Source organism: Streptomyces fodineus, from assembly GCF_001735805.1.
Taxonomy (GTDB): domain Bacteria; phylum Actinomycetota; class Actinomycetes; order Streptomycetales; family Streptomycetaceae; genus Streptomyces; species Streptomyces fodineus.
The window spans coordinates 368,785-386,130 of the sequence record NZ_CP017248.1; the positions used below are offsets into that span (position 1 = coordinate 368,785).

Annotated in this window: 14 protein-coding genes and 2 pseudogenes; 9 read left to right on the forward strand and 7 right to left on the reverse strand. The window is 70.4% G+C overall.

The annotated features are described in order from the left end of the window. Positions 1-77: 77 nt before the first annotated feature. Positions 78-335, forward strand: a pseudogene (locus tag BFF78_RS01610) (putative PEP-binding protein); the annotation flags it as partial. Between the two features lie 269 nt (positions 336-604). Here the strand turns inward: BFF78_RS01610 and BFF78_RS01615 are convergent. From BFF78_RS01615 to BFF78_RS01620, 3 genes are all read right to left on the reverse strand, one after another. Further along, the gene (locus BFF78_RS01615) at positions 605-1,951 is read right to left on the reverse strand and encodes an IS630 family transposase (protein WP_079161095.1); all 1,347 of its coding nucleotides are present in this window, start codon (positions 1,949-1,951) and stop codon (positions 605-607) included. A gap of 127 nt (positions 1,952-2,078) precedes the next feature. Continuing rightward, a complete protein-coding gene (locus BFF78_RS45945) occupies positions 2,079-2,255 on the reverse strand; it encodes an adenine nucleotide alpha hydrolase family protein (RefSeq protein ID WP_159032926.1) in 177 nt (58 codons plus the stop codon). A gap of 267 nt (positions 2,256-2,522) precedes the next feature. Further along, positions 2,523-3,428, reverse strand: a complete 906-nt coding sequence (locus BFF78_RS01620) for a universal stress protein (protein WP_069783302.1) — start codon at positions 3,426-3,428, stop codon at positions 2,523-2,525. A gap of 241 nt (positions 3,429-3,669) precedes the next feature. Between BFF78_RS01620 and BFF78_RS01625 the strand changes: the two genes are divergently transcribed. Continuing rightward, positions 3,670-4,326, forward strand: coding sequence for a CBS domain-containing protein (locus BFF78_RS01625; RefSeq protein WP_069776606.1), 657 nt, complete (start codon positions 3,670-3,672; stop codon positions 4,324-4,326). A 273-nt stretch (positions 4,327-4,599) separates the two neighbouring features. Here the strand turns inward: BFF78_RS01625 and BFF78_RS01630 are convergent, their stop codons facing one another. Beyond that, entirely contained in the window at positions 4,600-5,004 is a 405-nt protein-coding gene (locus tag BFF78_RS01630; RefSeq protein ID WP_069776607.1) for an Hsp20/alpha crystallin family protein, read from the reverse strand. A gap of 641 nt (positions 5,005-5,645) precedes the next feature. Between BFF78_RS01630 and BFF78_RS01635 the strand changes: the two genes are divergently transcribed. From BFF78_RS01635 to BFF78_RS01660, 7 genes and pseudogenes are all read left to right on the forward strand, one after another. Next, positions 5,646-5,942: a DUF1918 domain-containing protein gene (locus BFF78_RS01635; protein WP_069776608.1), complete on the forward strand. Its 297-nt coding sequence runs from the start codon at positions 5,646-5,648 to the stop codon at positions 5,940-5,942. Further along, positions 5,890-6,804, forward strand: a complete 915-nt coding sequence (locus tag BFF78_RS42460; protein ID WP_079161096.1) for a universal stress protein — start codon at positions 5,890-5,892, stop codon at positions 6,802-6,804. Before BFF78_RS01635 ends, BFF78_RS42460 begins: the two co-directional genes overlap by 53 nt. Before the next feature lie 30 nt (positions 6,805-6,834). Then, entirely contained in the window at positions 6,835-7,824 is a 990-nt protein-coding gene (locus BFF78_RS01645) for an Acg family FMN-binding oxidoreductase (protein WP_069776609.1), read from the forward strand. A 256-nt stretch (positions 7,825-8,080) separates the two neighbouring features. Continuing rightward, positions 8,081-8,131: pseudogene (locus BFF78_RS49625) on the forward strand (hypothetical protein); the annotation flags it as partial. Between the two features lie 98 nt (positions 8,132-8,229). Continuing rightward, entirely contained in the window at positions 8,230-8,415 is a 186-nt protein-coding gene (locus tag BFF78_RS42465; protein WP_079161097.1) for a hypothetical protein, read from the forward strand. 381 nt (positions 8,416-8,796) lie between these two features. Further along, positions 8,797-10,074 (forward strand): vanadium-dependent haloperoxidase, encoded by a 1,278-nt coding sequence (locus BFF78_RS01655; protein ID WP_069776610.1) that lies wholly within the window; start codon positions 8,797-8,799, stop codon positions 10,072-10,074. Between the two features lie 183 nt (positions 10,075-10,257). Then, entirely contained in the window at positions 10,258-13,893 is a 3,636-nt protein-coding gene (locus BFF78_RS01660) for a hydantoinase B/oxoprolinase family protein (protein WP_069776611.1), read from the forward strand. Positions 13,894-14,128: 235 nt separating this feature from the next. Here the strand turns inward: BFF78_RS01660 and BFF78_RS01665 are convergent, their stop codons facing one another. From BFF78_RS01665 to BFF78_RS01675, 3 genes are all read right to left on the reverse strand, one after another. Then, on the reverse strand, positions 14,129-14,638 hold the full coding sequence (locus BFF78_RS01665; RefSeq protein ID WP_069776612.1) for a MarR family winged helix-turn-helix transcriptional regulator: 510 nt from the start codon (positions 14,636-14,638) through the stop codon (positions 14,129-14,131). Positions 14,639-14,767: 129 nt separating this feature from the next. Then, positions 14,768-15,949: an amidase domain-containing protein gene (locus BFF78_RS01670; RefSeq protein WP_069776613.1), complete on the reverse strand. Its 1,182-nt coding sequence runs from the start codon at positions 15,947-15,949 to the stop codon at positions 14,768-14,770. 615 nt (positions 15,950-16,564) lie between these two features. Continuing rightward, on the reverse strand, positions 16,565-17,125 hold the full coding sequence (locus BFF78_RS01675) for a DUF4232 domain-containing protein (RefSeq protein ID WP_069776614.1): 561 nt from the start codon (positions 17,123-17,125) through the stop codon (positions 16,565-16,567). Between the last annotated feature and the right edge of the window lie 221 nt (positions 17,126-17,346).

Consider the following 17,346-nt stretch of genomic DNA (forward strand, 5'->3'; position numbering starts at 1 on the left):
TACCTGGTCACTGCCCCCGGCGCCAGGCGGCACCGGGCAGGAGACGTGACGGGGCATGACGGATTCCTGGTTCGACAGCATCCTTCTCCGCCTACCTGGCCAAAGGCGCCTTCCCCGCCCCGCCCTTCGAGACGCTCGACCTTGAGGGTGTGGGCCGGCTGGTCCGGATCGCCGTCGAGGAGGGTCGTGCGGCGCGTCCGGATCTGCAGACAGGGGTCTGCGGCGAGCACGGCGGCGACCCGGAGTCGATCCACTTCTTCCACAGCGCGGGCCTGGACTACGTCTCCTGCTCGCCGTTCCGGGTCCCGGTCTGGAGGCCGGGCGGGCGGCGCTGACCGGCACTGGAGAGCACGTACGGCATGGAGGACCGTCGAACAGGAGCGGGACCGGTCCCCCCGCGGTGTCGCTCCGCCCGCCTCGCACCCCGGCGTCCATGGACCAACCGGAGCCGGCGAGAGGACGGTTACTCACCCTCGAAGAGGCACGGCATGACCCGCAACCACGCCCCCGCGCACCGGCGCATCGACCTCGACCCTGCCGAGGCGCTGCGAAACGACGAATCTCTGACTCAGGTCACTAGTGTGATGCGCCTGAAATCGCAGGCTTAAGTCTCTCGCTGATTTTCGGTGGCTGGCGGAGTGAGCTTGGTGAGGTAGTCGGCGAGGGATTTGAGGATCTCGTCGGCGGTCTTGGTCCAGGTGAAGGGCCGGGGGTTCTCGTTCCATGAGTCGATCCAGGCCCTGATGTCCTCCTCCAGCGCCTTCACCGAGGTGTGGACGCCTCGGCGGATGAGCTTGTCGGTGAGCAGGCCGAACCACCGCTCGACCTGGTTGATCCAGGAAGAGCCGGTCGGAGTGCAGTGGACATGGAAGCGGGGGTGCTTGCCGAGCCAGGTCTTGATCTCGGGGGTGTTGTGGGTGGCGTAGTTGTCACACACCAGGTGCACATCGAGCCCGGCAGGAACCGCCTTGTCTATCGTGACCAGAAACTTCTTGAACTCGACGGCCCGGTGGCGGCGGTGCAGTTCACCGATGACAGTGCCGTCGGCGATGTTGAAGGCGGCGAACAGGCTGGTGATGCCGTGTCGCAGGTAGTCGTGGGTGCGCCGTTCGGGCATGCCCGGCATCATCGGCAGCACCGGCTGCGAGCGGTCCAGCGCCTGAATCTGGCTCTTCTCGTCCACGCACAACACCACGGCTTTCTCCGGCGGGTTGTGGTACAGGCCGACGACGTCGACGACCTTCGCGACGAACTGCGGGTCGGTGGAGAGCTTGAAGGCGTCCTGCAGGTGCGGCTTGAGGTCGAACTTCTTCCAGATCCGCCCGATGGTGGACTTCGACAGCCCGGTGCGGGCGGCCATGGAGGCCCGCGACCAGTGGGTGTCCTGGCCCGGGGCGGATTCCAGCGTCGCGACGACCACGTCCTCGACCTGGTCGAGCAGGATGGACGGCGGCCGGCCGGGCCGCGGCTCGTCGACCAGACCGTCCAGCCGCCGCTTGACGAACCGGGCCCGCCAGCGGTTCACCGACTGCTCGCTCACCCCGAGCTCGGCCGCCACCTGCTTGTTCGTCCCGCCCTCCGCGCACCGCAGCACGATCCTCGCGCGCAGAGCCAAAAACTGCGCGGTCTTCGCGCGCCTCGCCCAACGCGTCAGCTGAGCCCGTTCGTCATCACTGAGCACCAGCTCCGACTTGCGTCGGCCCGGCCGCGGCTCATCCGCAAGCCCGGCCATCCGCCGGGCAGCAAACCGCGAGCGCCACTTCCTCACCGTGTCCGCGGTTACCTTGAACTCCGCCGCCACACGCGTATTCGGCTTCCCATCCGCACACGCCAAGACGATGCGTGCCCGCTCGGCGAGACGGGGCGCCACTGCCCCGCCCGCCCAGCGCAACAACTCGGCGCGCTCCTCATCGGACAGCACAACTTCGACGGCACGAGGACCCCGAGACATGAAAACAGGCTACAGACTTAAGCCTGCGATTTCAGGCGCATCACACTAGAAGCCAGTCCGGACACCTCATGTCGCCCTATCGCACCGCGGAAGTGCGAGTGTGCGTCGGCCGCCGCACGTGCGGGGCTCAGGCGAGCTGAAGTACGACCGCCACCGGGGAGTCCGCGTGGTGGAGCACGCCGTGGGTGACACGCCCCAGTTGGAGCCCGAAACGGCCCTGGACGACGAGCAGGTCGGCCTCACGGGACACGACCAGCAGGGCGTCGCGCGCGTAGCCCTCGGCCATACGCCGTTGTGCCTGCAAGCCGCAGAGGCCGGCGCCAGGCCCGCACGGCTGCGAGCGGGACCCCGCGCAGGAGCGCCTCCGTGTCCCAGAGCCGGCCTGGTTGTCGTGGCTACCGCGCAGCACGATCACCGGACGGTGTGCGTGCCCTGCCACAGTGACACCGACCGAGCCGAGGAGTACCCCGGTCAGGCCGCTACGTCGCCAGAGCGCCGCGCCTCCCCCCGTACCAGCCCGTACCCCGGCTCTCCAAGCAACACGTGAGGGCCACCGAAGTGCCCTCGCGGGTCAGCTGTGCGCAACGACCGCAACGGGGGCGGCGATGTGGTGCAGGGCGGCGTGAGTGACATGGCCGATGTGGGCACCGAACGAACCGGTGCGGATGTGCCGGCCGACGACCACCAGGGAGGCGTCACGGGAATCGTCGACGAGGACCTGCGCGGCACTTCCGCACCGGCTCGCCTCGATGACCTCGGTGTCCGGGAACTTCTGCCGCCAGGGACGCAGCACCTTGCTCAGGAGGGTGACCTGACCGCGCTCCAGCGAGTCGTAGAGTTCGGCGTCGCCGGAGAAGCGGTAGAAGGAGGTCGGCGGCTCGGGCCAGGCGTGGACGGCCCGCAGAGGGGCTTGCCTGCGGGCGGCGGCGTCGAAGGCGAACTCCAGCAGCGTGTCGTCCGGGTGGTCGATGTCGAGACCGAGCACGACGGGCCGGAAGGGCGCGGCGGCGGACGGCACGCCCGCCGGATCCATCTTGTGCTCGTCAGCGGCTTGCTCCCCCGCGCGCACCAGCACCACCGGACGCTCGGCGCGGGTCACGACGCCGAGACTCACCGAGCCGACCATGAACGCGCTGAGCCCGCCGAGGCCCCGCGAGCCCAGCACCAGCAGTTCGGCGAAGCCCGCCGCCTCGCACAGGACGTCGGCCACGGTCCCCGTGAGCTGCTCGGTGGTCACCGCGATGCCGGGGTGGCGCAGCCGGATGCCGTCCGCGGACTCGTGTGCCATCGCCTCGGCCCAGCGCCGGTAGGCGTCGGGGTCGAACAGCGGGGTCTCGGCCACGCGCCTGGGCACCGGCTCACAGACGTGCACGATCTTCAGGGGGAGGCCACGCAGCAGCGCTTCGCGGGCCGCCCACTCGGCCGCGGCCCGGCTCTCGGGCGAGTCGTCGAGACCTACCGTGACGGTTCGGGACATGGTCTCCGCCTCCCGGGGGTGCACGTTTCGTCATCAGCGTGGAGCGACGGCGGTGCGTGGGGTCAGGGGCCACACGGCCCCCAACCGGGACCGACCGACCCCTGGACGCCGAGGCGCCGGACGGTCGCCGAGGCGCGCCGGACGGTCGTCCGAGGGGCCGGGCGGCCCATGGACCGCTCACGCCCTCCGGGCACACCCTGGAAGGAGCCGGACACCCCATCGAGGCCCTTACGGAGTCACCATGTACGGCACTCCCGACATCGTCAGCGATGTCATGACCCAGACGGTCGCGGCCGTGGGGCGGCGCGCTCCCTTCAAGGAGATCGTCCAGCTGATGCAGGACTGGCAGGTCAGCGCCCTGCCCGTGCTGGAGGGCGAGGGCCGGGTGGTGGGCGTGGTCTCCGAGGCCGACCTGCTGCCCAAGGAAGAGCTCCGGGACGACCCTGATGTGGGCTATCTCCAGCTGCGGCAGCCCGTCGACATCGCGAAGGCCGGCGCCCTCACCGCGGGCGACCTCATGTCCTCGCCCGCCGTCACGGTCAGAGCGGACGCCACCCTCGCCGAGGCCGCGCGCACCATGGCCCGAGAGGGCGTCAAGAGGCTGCCCGTAGTGGACGACGCCGGTCTGCTGGCGGGTGTCGTCAGCCGGGCCGACCTGCTCAAGGTCTTCCTGCGCGATGACGAGGACATCGCCGAGGAGGTGCGGCGCGAGATCGCCTCGTACCTCTTCCCTCCGCCGTCGTCGGCCGTCCATGTGGAGGTGAACGACGGTGTCGTGACGCTCACCGGCCGGATCCGTGACGCCGCCCTCGTCCCTGTGGCCGCGCGGCTGGTCAGGTCGGTCGAAGGGGTGGTTGACGTGGAGTTCGACCTCGCTCACGACCCCGCAGCGCGATAGCCGGACGGAGGCGGACCCCGCCGTCCACCGGACAGCCGCGGAACTGCTGGCCGCCGAAGCCGAACGAACGCGGCAGCCGGTCCGCGCCCGGCGCCGAAACCGGGTTCCCCGGATGCGGGATGAACTGGCCGCAGGCGAGCTGGCGTTGGAGAAGACCGAACGCGAAGAAGCCGTACGACGGCGATGGGCCGCCGCCCGCACCGCCCCGGACACCCTGGTCACGGCATGCCGACGGCGGGCCCGTCCGGGGCCCGCCGAACACCGTCAGCGATGTCAGTCGCCGTGCCGGATCTCGATGTGCTTCGCCTCCGCCTTCTCGGCGCCCAGACCCACGCTGACGGTGAGCATGCCGTCGGTGTAGTCGGCCTGGACGTCGTCCTCGTCGGCGCCGGGCGGCAGCGTCACACTGCGGCTCACCGCGCCGTACCGGATCTCGTTGTGGTTCTTGTCGATGTCCCGTTCGGTGCGTTCGGCCTCGACCGTCAGTACACCGTCACTGATGACGACGTCGATGTCCTCGGCAGCAATGCCGGGAAGCTCGGCGCGCATGACGTATCGGTCACCCTCCGTATAGTCCTCGATACGCAGAGCAGGCATCGAGAACTTGCTGGGGATGGCCTCGAACCAGTCCTGCATGTCCGGGAACGGGAACCTCTGCTTCCGTGCCAGTGTGGCCATCGCCGTACCTCCTCGGCGGTCGTCGCGTCTGCCGGCACTTCCAGTGCAGCGCCCCCGGTCCCCGGGTGCTGAGGCCGAACAGCCCATGGCGGATGCCCTGAAGTCCCTTTTCTCCCACATGTGTGCGGTCTGACCATGGCCATGGTCATGTCCTACGTACGGGAGGACACTCGGGCGCGGCCCCAGCTGCGCGATCCGCCTGGACGGCGGAGACCTCGACGCATTCTCGCGCCGGTCGCGCGCCCTGCTGTCCTCGGCGAAAGTCACGGCCCCGGCCCGCAAGCAGGTCTTCCGCCGACCCGGACAGCCGGACGTCGTCGCCCTGGCGGCCGAGGAACCACCGGAGTCCGCACAGCCGCTGCTGCGCACGGTCCTGCGGGGCGGGCGTCGCATAGGGTCCCCGGACGACTGGCAGGACGCGCGCAGGCGATTCCGTGCGGACATCGTCGGCCTGCCCGAATCAGCACGCCCCCGCTCCGCCACGCTCTCAGTCTCCGGACACTGACCGGCCTCGTTCCCACGAAGGGTCGGCAGGCCCCTCGTGGGGACCAATGGCACCTGGCGGGCCGACTCTGCCAGAGCCTTCCATGGAATCGGCGACCGCATCCTTTCCGCGCCACCGCAGGGAGGAGGCCAGGGCGATGTCCGCTCCCGCACCGGTGAAGAACCATGACCAGGCCGCACCCGAGACCGGCCCCCGCCCCGAGGCGACCGGCGCATCCATGCGCGCCAACGTGGGCACCGAGATCGTCGTACGCGGGACCACGGCCGGGGTCGTCGCACGGGACGGCGAGATCGTCGGTCTCGATCATCAGGGCGCCAGTCCGCCCTCCGACGTGCGCTGGGCCGGCAACGGGCGGGTGACCTTGTACTTCCCGGGTCCGGATGCGTACATCCGGCACTTGGTGGCTGGAGGCGGCCGTGTCCCGGCCCGCTGAGCGTCGACCGATCGTGGTGGGCGTCGATCCTGATCCCGCTCATCGGATGGCACTGGCCTGGGCCGCCGACGAGGCCGCCCGCCGTCGGCTGCCGTTGCGTGCCGTCCATGTCGAGGGCGTCCCCACCAGGGGCTACCGGGGGCGGGAGGTCCCGCCCTCGTGGGAGGGTTGGAACGAGGCGCTGCACAAGGCCGGGCAGCAGGTGCTGGAGGAGGCCACGGACTTCGTGTCGGCCCGGCGCCCGCAACTCGAGGTGGAGTCTCTGCTCGCGGAGGGCGACCCGGTGTGGGTGCTGCGTGAGCAGAGTCGCGACGCCACCGCCGTCGTGCTGGGATCGCGGCACCTGAGCCGGAAACAGGACGTGTTCGGCTCCGCGTCGGTCGCGCTGCCCGTCATGGCACATACGCGCTGTCCCCTGGTGGTGGTCCCCGAGCCGGAACACATCACCGAGGAGCCCGCGTACTTCGTCGTCGGCGTCGACGGCGGCGAGCACTCCGGTGCCGCGGTCGACGTGGCGTTCGAGGAAGCGGCTCTGCGCGGTGCCGAGCTGCGGGCCCTGCTCGTGTGGGAGCCCGGTCCGCTCAGGATCTTCGACGAGCACGAGCCGCAGCAGGAGTGCCGACGGCTGCTCTCCGAGATCGTGGCAGGCCGCCACGCCTGCTACCCCGAGGTGGACCTGCGCCACGAAGTCCTTGTAGGGCACCCGGTCCAGGTGCTCGCCGATGCCTCGGCACATGCGCTGGGGCTGGTGGTGGGGACCCGAGGCCGTGGAGGCTTCACCGGCATGCTGCTGGGCTCGGTCAGCCAAGGTGTGCTGCACCACGCCGGCTGCCCTGTCATCGCGGTCCCGACACGTGGGTGAGCCGCCGGACCGGCAGGAAGGAGAGCCACCGTGACTGCAGAACCTCCGGATGTGAACGCCGTGACCGCGCTCGTGGCGGATGCCGCCGCGGCGCCCTCGCTGCACAACGCCCAGCCCTGGGCGTTCGGTTACCTGCGGCAGATCGGCGTCCTGCGCTTGTTCGCCGACCCGGAGCGCGCCCTGCCGCGAACCGACCCGGAGAATCGAGGCCTGCACATCGGGTGCGGCGCCGCGCTGCTCAACCTGCGGGTGGCCGCCGCGGCGGCGGGGCTGGCGCCGGTCGTCCGGCTGCTGCCCGACCCCGCCTACCCGGAGTTCCTCGCCGAGGTGCAGCTGTGCGGCACCGGGCCGCCCGACGGGGCGCTCGCCCAGCTGGGTCCTGCGATCCGCCGCCGTCACTCCAGCCGCCTTCCCTTCCGCGACGAGGGAATCCCCGCCGCCGTGCGGGAGAAACTGTCCGAAGCGGCCCGCGACGAGGGAGCGCAGCTGTTGTTCCCCGGGGCATGGCATGCGCAGTCGATCCTGGAACTGGTGCGGGACGCGGAGGAAAGCGAGGCGCTCGACCCGGACGTGCGCGAGGAAACGGCGCGCTGGACGCACACAGAGCTGCCGCATGCCGCTGGGGCGGCCGATGGCATCCCCGGCGAGGCGTTCGGCCCCCGGCAGCGTGGTACCTCAGCACCGGTGCGCGACTTCGCCGTCGGCCGTCCGGTGCCCGGGCGTGGCTGGGCGCCCTTCGAGAAGAACCCGCACATCGCCCTGCTGGGTACGGCCCGCGACGATCCTGCCGACTGGCTCACGGCCGGTCAGGCACTGGAGCGAGTCCTGCTCCGGGCCACCGCGGACGGGCTGGTCGCCTCGGTCACCTCCCAGCCTCTGGAGTGGCCGGAGATCCGGTGGGCCGTCCGCGACCCCGTCTCGGCGATGGCGCACGTCCAGATGGTGATCCGGCTCGGCTACGGCCCCGAAGGCCCCGCGAGCCCACGGCGGCCGGTGGCCGATCTGCTCCACGTCCTCTGACGCGGACCCGGCACCCAGCGCACCCATCGGCCGGCGAGGAGGAGTCGTATGAAGGTCTCCGAGATGATGACCGCTCCTCCGGTGTGCGTCGGACCCCATGTCCCCCTGGTCGAGGTGACCCGAGGATGTCCGAGTGCGCCGTCGGGTCCGTCCTCGTGGTCGAGGCCGGGGCGCCGCAGGGCATGGTCACCGACCGCGACCTCGCCGTGCGCGGGCTGGGGGCGGGCTGGACTCGAGGGTCCCGGTGGACGCGGTCATGTCGCCACATGTCGTCACGGTCGAGGCCGTAGACGATCTCCAGGTGGCCTATCGGACGTTCCGCCGCACTGGGGTTCGTCGGCTTCCGGTCCTGGACGCAGGCCGAGTCGGGGGCGGTACAAGGCGTCCCAGCAGGCCGACGTCCTCATGCTCGGCTACCTGTTCTCTCCCGCAGAGCGGTCACTGGGGGGCGTCGGCGTACGCCGCCGGAGCGGGCAGCTGGAGATCAGCGTGCCTGATGCCGAGGAGTCACCGATCCGCGTGGTGCCGGCCGACCGCGCCGTGACCATGGCGCCCGGCGAGACCTGCACGCTTGAAGTGCAGGCCAGTTGATCCGCGTTCTTGTGGCAGCTCCGCGCGCGGTGTCGCCGTAACGGACTCGGGCCTGTCACCACGATGCCGGAGTTGCGGCGTGGATCGGGTCCCTGCACGCTGTATCTGGCAAGCCACCTCGATGACGTGAAGAGGTGATCGGGTCGCAGGACCATGCCCGCCCGGTCGGCCCTCCGCAGTGTTGGCGGGGGTGAGGAACCGGCTCCGCGATCCCCGTCCCGCGCCGGAGCGGATGTCCGGGGTGCTTCTTCGTGGCACGCGCCGCAGACTCCCCGTTCGGTCCTCGGTGTCCGTTGACCGGGTGGTCCGCCGTGGCCCGCATGGGCGAGGTGTACGACCGCGGCCGCCACAGCCGCCGCCGGCGACAGGGAGCCGCAGAACATGGGTGGAAAGCAGAAGACGCTCGCCATACTGACCGGAACCGCGTTGGCAGCCGGACTCACCAGCCCCGCCTTCGGGGCCGGCACCGCTCACTCGGCGGCCCCGCCCACCGGGGCGACGGGGTCGGGGGCGTCGGTCGTGGAATGGAACCGCGCGCTCATCACCATCCTCAGCGATCCGAAGGCGCAGTCGGCCACCGTCCAGCCCACGCGCAGTTTCGCGCTCCTCCAGGCGGCCGAGTACGACGCGGTGGTGTCGATCACCCGGGCCGGCCCCGCCTACACGTTCTCGGTGCCGGCGCCGCGAGGCGCTCGTACGGATGCCGCAGCGGACCAGGCAGCCCATGATGTGCTGGTCGCCCTGTACCCGGCCAAGCAGGCAGCCGTGGACCAGAGGCTGAACGGCCAGTTGTCCGCGATTCCGGGCGGCGCGGGCAAGCAGGCGGGAATAGCTGTGGGAGCCGCGGTCGCCCGCCGACTGATCAGCCTCCGCTCCCACGACGGATCCTCGGCAAAGCCGCTCAGGTTCCGTCCCGGCGACAAGGCCGGTGACTACCGGCCCACCCCTCCCGACTTCCCGGCCCCCGTCTTCACCAACTGGGGCTCGGTCAAGCCGTTCGTGCCGGCCGCCGGGCGCCAGTTCCGCCCCGCGGCGCCGCCCGCCGTCAGCAGCGCCGAGTACGCCACCGCCTTGAACCAGGTCAAGAGTCTGGGGAGCAGGACCAGTACGACCCGTACCCCCGATCAGACCACGGCCGCGAAGTTCTGGGCGGCGACGCCCGTCTGGAACGTCTGGAACGAGATCACGCAGAACCTCGTCACCTCCCAGAACGCCAGCCTGGAGAAGGCGGTGAAGGTCTTCGCCCGGCTCGACCTGTCCCTCGCCGACACCGCGATCGCGATGTACGACGCCAAGTACGCCTACCGCGTATGGCGGCCGGTGACCGCCATACGACTCGGCGGTACGCACTACAACACGCGCATCGTCGGCGATACCCACTGGACGCCCCTGCTGACGACCGCCCCGGATCCGTCCTACCCCAGCGCTCACGCCGCCCTCAGCCAGGCGGCGGCAACGACGCTCGCCGGGTTCTACGGTGCGCGGCATCATCTCGCGGTGACGTCGAAGGGCATCACCCGAACCTTCGCCGGCTTCCAGGACGCCGCCACCGAAGCGTGGCTCAGCCGGATCTGGTCCGGCCAGCACACCTCCCTCGACAACCGCGCGGGCCAACAACTCGGCGCTCACGTCGCCGACTTCGTGGCAGGCCGGCTCTGACCGTCCACGCCGGGCGACATGCATGCGCGACACGGCGGCGGCCAGAAGCCAGCGCGTGCGGTGACCTTCACGTGTGCCTGGTAGGTCTCCCGTGAGGCTTGTGCGACGGCAGCGCTGGCACGTGCCTCGCGGCCCCTGCGGCGTCGTCCTTCGTGCGAGGCCGGGCGGTCGCATAATGGGTGCGTGGCCGGTCGCTGGCAGTTCTGGATCGACCGAGGCGGCACTTTCACCGATGTCGTGGCGGTGACGCCGGAATCCGGCGTGGTCAGCCGCAAGCTGCTGTCCGAGCGCCCGGAGACGTACCGGGACGCGGTGGTCGCCGGGATCCGACAGGTGCTGCGGCTGGAGCCGGACGAGCCGATCCCGGCGGACCGGATCGAGGTGGTGAAGATGGGCACCACCGTCGCCACCAACGCGCTGCTGACCCACACCGGGGAGCCGACCGTCCTGGTCACCACCCGGGGCTTCAGGGACGCCCTGCGTATCGCCTACCAGAACCGGCCGCGCATCTTCGACCGCCGCATCTTGCTCCCGCGGGCCCTGTACGACCGGGTGATCGAGGTGGAGGAGCGGATCGGCGCGCACGGCGAGCCGATCCGCCCGCTCGACCTGGACGCCGCCCGCGAGGCTCTGCGGGCGGCGTACGAGGAGGGATTCCGCAGCGCCGCGGTCGTCTTCCTGCACGGCTACCGCCACCCGGGCCATGAGTCCGCCGTCGCCGAGGTTGCCCGCACGATCGGCTTCTCGCAGGTGAGCTGCTCGCACGAGGTCAGCCCGCTGATCAAACTGGTGCCGCGCGGTGATACCACGGTGGTGGACGCCTACCTCTCGCCCATCCTGCGCCGTTACGTCGACCAGGTGAGCGGTGAACTGCGCGGCGTGCGGCTGATGTTCATGCAGTCCGGGGGCGGCCTGCGCGAAGCCGGGCATTTCCGGGGCAAGGACGCCGTGCTCTCCGGCCCGGCCGGCGGTGTCGTCGGCATGGCGCGGGCCGCGACCCGGGCCGGTTGTGGCAGGGCGATCGGGTTCGACATGGGCGGCACCTCCACCGACGTCTCCCACTTCGCGGGCGAGATCGAGCGGGTGCTGGGCACGCAGGTGGCCGGGGTGCGGATGACCGCGCCGATGACCGACATCCACACCGTCGCCGCGGGTGGCGGCTCGATCCTGCACTTCGACGGAATGCGCTACCGCGTCGGGCCGGACTCGGCCGGCGCCGACCCCGGCCCGGTCTGCTACCGGCGGGGTGGGCCGCTGACCGTCACCGACGCCAACGTGATGCTCGGCCGTATCCAGCCCGCCTTCTTCCCCCGGGTGTTCGGCAAGACGGGCGACCGGACACTGGACGGCGAAGCGGTCCGCGCCCGCTTCGCCGACCTCGCCGGGCAGACCGCCACCGCAACCGGTGAGCCCCGCAGTCCGGAGGAGGTCGCCGCGGGCTTCCTCGACATCGCCGTCCTCAACATCGCGGGTGCCGTCAAGAAGATCTCCGTCCAGCGCGGCCGGGACATCACCCGCTACACGCTGGTCAGCTTCGGCGGTGCGGGCGGCCAGGTAGCGTGTGCGGTCGCCGACCGGCTCGGTATCGACACCGTCCTGATCCCGCCGCTGGCGGGGGTGCTGTCCGCGTACGGGATCGGCATGGCCGACGCGGCCGCACTGCGCGAACGCTCCATCGAGGCCCCACTCGACGCGCCCGAGACGGCCGCGCACATCAAGGCCGTGCGCGCCGAACTGGAGGAACAGGCCCGCGCACAGCTGCGCGAGGACGGAGTGCCGCAGGAGACGGTGCGCGCCACCGCCCGCGCACTGCTGCGCTACGCAGGCACCGACTTCTCCCTGCCCTGCGCGCTGGAGACCGCCGAGCGGATGCGGGCCGCGTTCGAGCGCGACCATCGGGAGCGCTACGGCTTCACCATGGACAAGCCACTGGTCGTCGAGGCCGTCGCCATCGAGGCAACCGGTTCCTCCGGCCCTCCCACCACCGGCACGCCGACCGCCCCGCCCTCGCGGCACGGCTTGCTGCGCCCGGCCACCACGGTAGAGATGTTCACGCGGGGCCGTCGGCAGCCCACCCGCCTGTTCCGCCGCGAAGACCTCCGCCCCGGCGACATCATCGAGGGCCCGGCGATCATCGCCGAACCGGACGCGACCACCGTCGTCGACCCCGACTGGAGGGCCACCGCCGACGCGCACGGTGACCTCGTCCTGGCCCGCTCCAGGCCCCGCCCGTGCCGCATCGCCGTCGGCACCAGCGTCGACCCGGTGATGCTTGAGGTCTTCAACAATCTCTTCATGTCCGTCGCCGAGCAGATGGGCGTCCGGCTGCAGAGCACCGCCCACTCCGTCAACATCAAGGAACGCCTCGATTTCTCCTGCGCCCTGTTCGACCCGGAGGGCAACCTCATCGCCAACGCGCCCCACATTCCCGTCCATCTGGGATCGATGGGCGAATCCATCAAGGAGGTGCTGCGCCGCAACGCCGGCACACTGCGGCCCGGCGACGTGTACGCCATCAACGACCCCTACCACGGTGGCACCCACCTGCCCGACATCACCGTCGTCACCCCGGTCTTCGACGAGCCGGGCGAACATCTGCTCTTCCTCGTCGCCTCGCGCGGCCACCACGCCGAGATCGGAGGCATCAGCCCCGGCTCCATGCCGGCCTTCAGTACCACCATCGACGAAGAGGGCGTCCTGTTCGACAACTGGCTGCTCGTGCGCGACGGTCACGTCCGAGAGACCGAAACCCGCAACCTCCTGGCGGGAGCCCGCTACCCCTCACGCGACCCGGACACCAATCTCGCCGACCTGCGCGCCCAGATCGCCGCCAACAACAAGGGCATCCGCGAACTGCACGCGATGATCGACCAGTTCGGGCTCGACGTCGTCCACGCCTACATGCGGCACGTCCAGGAGAACGCCGAGGAATCGGTGCGCCGCATCATCGCCACCCTCCACGACGGCGAGCACCGCTACGAAACGGACAACGGCGCCATCATCCAGATCACCCTGCGCGTCGACCACGAAACCCGCAGCGCCGTATTGGACTTCACCGGAACCTCACCCCAGCAGCCCGGCAACACCAACGCCCCCACGTCCGTCGTCATGGCGGCCGTGCTGTACGTCTTCCGCACGCTGGTCGCCGACGACATCCCCCTCAACAGCGGCTGCCTGAAACCCCTCGATGTCCGTATCCCCGGTGGCTGCATGCTCGCCCCGGTCCACCCGGCCGCCACCGTCGCCGGCAACGTCGAGACATCCCAGGCCGTCACCGGCGCCCTGTACGCCGTGCTGGGCGCCCAGGCCGAGGGCTCCGGCACCATGAACAACCTCTCCTTCGGCAACGACCACGTGCAGTACTACGAGACCGTCGCCTCCGGCTCCGGCGCGGGCGACGGCTTCGATGGCGCGGACGCCGTACAGACGCACATGACCAACTCCCGCCTCACCGACCCCGAGATCCTGGAATGGCGCTACCCAGTACGGGTGGAGGACTTCCGTGTCCGCGAAGGCAGCGGGGGCACGGGCCGCTGGCACGGCGGGTGCGGTGTGGAACGCCGCATCTGCTTCCTGGAACCGATGACCGTCGCAGTCGTCTCGAGCCACCGCCGTATCCCGCCCTACGGCATGGCCGGCGGGCATCCCGGTGCCCTCGGCGAGAACCTCATCGCACGTGCCGACGGCACTACCACGCCCCTGCGTGGCTGCGACACGGCAGACCTCGCCGCCGGGGACACGCTCGTCATCCGCACCCCTGGCGGAGGCGGATACGGCCCGACCGAGGAGACCCGGCAGCGGCACACTACCGCCGACTGATCCACAGCTCACGCCGGCCGGTCGCCCGGCAGGAACCGTTCGAGGAGATCCACGGCCGACAGCCCTCGCCGGCGAACCAGGACCAGGCACCAGCCCGTCCGCTGCCACGCCCGGTGGAAATGCGCCGGCGGGAGAAGCCTTCGCCTGCGCATCCTGTGTGCCGGGCAGGCGCACCTGCGCCATCGGGTATGCGGCTACGGCGCGGAAGCCGCCGACCCTGTTCGGGAAGTGACTTTCAGCCCAGGTCAGTGCCATACGTCTGCTCGTCGAGGTGCTCGGCTAGCCGGAAGAGCACGGGCAGCGCCTCCGCGATCACCGCGCGCTCGTGGTCGTCGAGGGCGGCGAAGGCGGTAGCCATATGATCCTTGTGATCCCTGGTCCAGGCGGCGAGCCTCTCGCGGCCGGCATCGGTGAGCGTGACGACGGAGGACCTATGGTCGGCCGGGTCGACGTCACGTGCGACCAGCCCGGCGCCGATTATCCGGCTGATCAGTCCACTGACCGTGCTGGGTGCCAGATGCCGACGAGCGGTCAGGTCACCGATGTGCGCGGGAGACTGCTCCCCCAGCACCTGGAGCAGCTCGACCTGGGCCATGGGGAGGGTCCCCCGCGGGGAGTCGGTCTGGATCGAGGAGCGCAGCGCGCGATGCAACTGTGTGATGGCTTCGGTGAGCAGCCGGGCAGCGTCCGGCTCCTGCCCGGCGGAACGGGACGGGGAGGCCTCGGGGCTGGGCCGCGCAGACATGGAGCAAAGGGTACCCGGGCCGTACCCAGGTGCGGCCTCACCGGCACCTGGGGCGGACGCCGTGTCGGCCCGGCTCGCCGGAGTCCAAGGGGACGCCGTCCTCCTGACGGTGTGCCTGTGTGATGGCCCTCAGGTCTGTAGGGGGTAGAGCCACGCACTGCCGTTGGCGGGATCGGACAGGATCTCGGAGAGGGGGCGGTCGGCGTAGTCGTCGGTGTGCTCGGTCATCAATGGTGATTCGTTCCAGCCGGTGCAGATCTGGGTGTGCTGGATGTCGTTGGGGGCGTGGGAGAAGTTGTACTGCAGGATGTCCGACGGCGACAGGTCATAGGCGTCGTCGAGCACGGTGGTGCGCTTGGAGTTCTGGGTGGCGTAGACGAAGAAGTTCTCGGCGCCGGCCCAGGTGTAGGAGGTGTTGTAGAAGAACCCGTAGCAATACCAGCAGGAGTTGTCGTCGCGGGGATTGTCCGGCCAGGAGCCCTCGGTCAGCCAGCCGCCGGTGACGAGGCACTGCGATATGAAGTTGGTGCAGTCGTCGTCGTAGACCGGGTACGAGAGGAAGTTGCGGTCGTACCACCACTGCTCGGCGTAGGAGACCATGGCGCTGTAGTCGTAGCCGCCGTCCGTGGGCTTGGCAGCGGGCCGCCGGCCGGACGGATCGGCCTTGGCCGGGCGCCGACCGGCCTGCGGGACCGCGTTCGGTACCACCCGGGGGCGCATCGGCTCCGGTATCGACTCGGGGAACTGAGTCAGGGGGCGCGAGTACGCATTGGTCGGCAGGTAGCGGCAGCCCGCCAGCGCCCAGGTGCCGTTGTTCTGGTGGAAGACCACGTGGTGCGCGCTGCGGTAGCGGGTGCTTGCCGGGGTGCCGGGCGCGATGCGGGCGAAGTACAGCGCGGTGTGTTCCACCGCTCGGGCAGTGACGGTGCGTCCGTGCACGGTGACATCGGTGAGCTCGGCAGTGGTGCGGGCGCGGGTGTACCCGCTGTGCAACGCGGCGGTCTGGTCGCGGACGCCGTCGAGGCGGTCGACATCACTGCGGTGGTCGCGGAGCAGATCGGAGGTGAGGGCGAGGGACGTGGCTTGGTTCGGCGCCGGCCGGGCGGCGGTCACCCGGGCCGCCCGGTCAGCGAGGTACTGCTGGACCAGCAGGGTCAGTTGGCGGTGTTGCGCGGCGGAAAGGCCGCCGCCCTTGCGATCGCGGCTCTGCTCTGTCCGGTCGGTACTCGGCGCGGGCGCGGCCCCGGTGAGGGCAGTGGCGGCGGCCGTGGTGGCGCCCAGTCCCGAGAGAAGCAGGGAGCGGCGGTGCATGACAGGTCACTCCTCACTGAGGGTGCATCAACTCGCCCACCAGGCTAGGAGCACACCACCGCGGAACCGAGGGATGCACTTGCCAGGATCCTGCAACCCATGTGCCGGCCCGGTGCCCGCACGACGATACCGACACCCAAGGCGATCAACACCGACGGAAGTCCGTACCGCGCGAAGGTCCACCCCGACGACGTTGGGAGGGCCAGTGGGAGGCGAACGCCGGCGGACCCGGCTGGGAGACCGCGGGAGTCTCCCCCTCCAGGACGCGCTCCGAGCAACGCCGTGGGCGGCTCGGCCGAAGGGCCGGACGGGAGTGTGGGCGTGGCGGCCGGCTTCGGAGCAGGGCTGGTGCTCTGCGGGAGCCCCGACACGGTCGGCGTAGGTGTGCCGGGTACGGGGGCGCGGTGTCGGCCTGTGCCGCTACGGCGTTGCCCAGCAGCAGCGCGGCACTCAGCGCCACGACAGCCCCCGAGACGTATTCGTGTCGAGCGATTCAGGTTCTCCAACGAGGCAGGACGGACGGCGACACGAGGATCCCGAGGACAATGCACGCAGCGCACCACAGCCCCCCCGGTGCAGCGTAGGTGCGCGTGCACCGCGTTAAACAGTGGTGGCTCAGTGCAGTTGGGGGGCGCCCAACAGCGGGTCGTGGGGGCCGCACACCTGCGCCCGCACATGGTGGCCCTGCGCGTCGGTCAGCTGCACGAGGGAGCCGTAGTCCTGCGGGGCGCGGTGCGGTGGTGTCACGGAGATGCGAGGGTCGTTTTCCGCCAAGAGGTCGCAGCTCGCGGACGGCGAGCCGACCGCGTCGTAGAAGACCGGGAACTCGACGCTGTGGCCCGGCTTCAGTACCAGATGGACCGGCGTGGACTTCTTCGGCTTCGCGTCGGCCGACGGTCCCTTGCCGACCCAGAATTCGAGCCCCGGGTAACCGTCGAAGGCGCAGGGCTTCGATCCCTTGTGTGTCGCACTGAGCATCGCCGTCGGCGTATTGTGCGGCCTTCCCGGCAGAAGGGTCATCTTCCAGCCCAGCTGGGCCGATCCGCACGCGGCGGGATGAGCGTCCGAAGAGCCCTTGGACGGCTGGGTGGCGGTGCTGTGGTCCTTGCCGCAGCCAGCGGCACCCAGCAGCACCACCAGGCTGAGAGAGCAGACCGCCAGCGTCCGCCGTGCCATGAGACTTCCCCCTGGTGAGGACATCCCTGCGGGACCCCGTGTCATCGCTCCTGCCTCACCGCACAGAGAGATGCAGACCCTCCCAGGAAAGTTCCAGCAGATTCCCGGTCAGCTTCCCCGCGCGATGTCGAGTGGCCTGCGTGGAGGACGACGCAGCGTCGTGTGTGCTTGACCCCTTGACGAACGAAATCCAACGGGTTCCATGATTCTCGGAGGGCTTT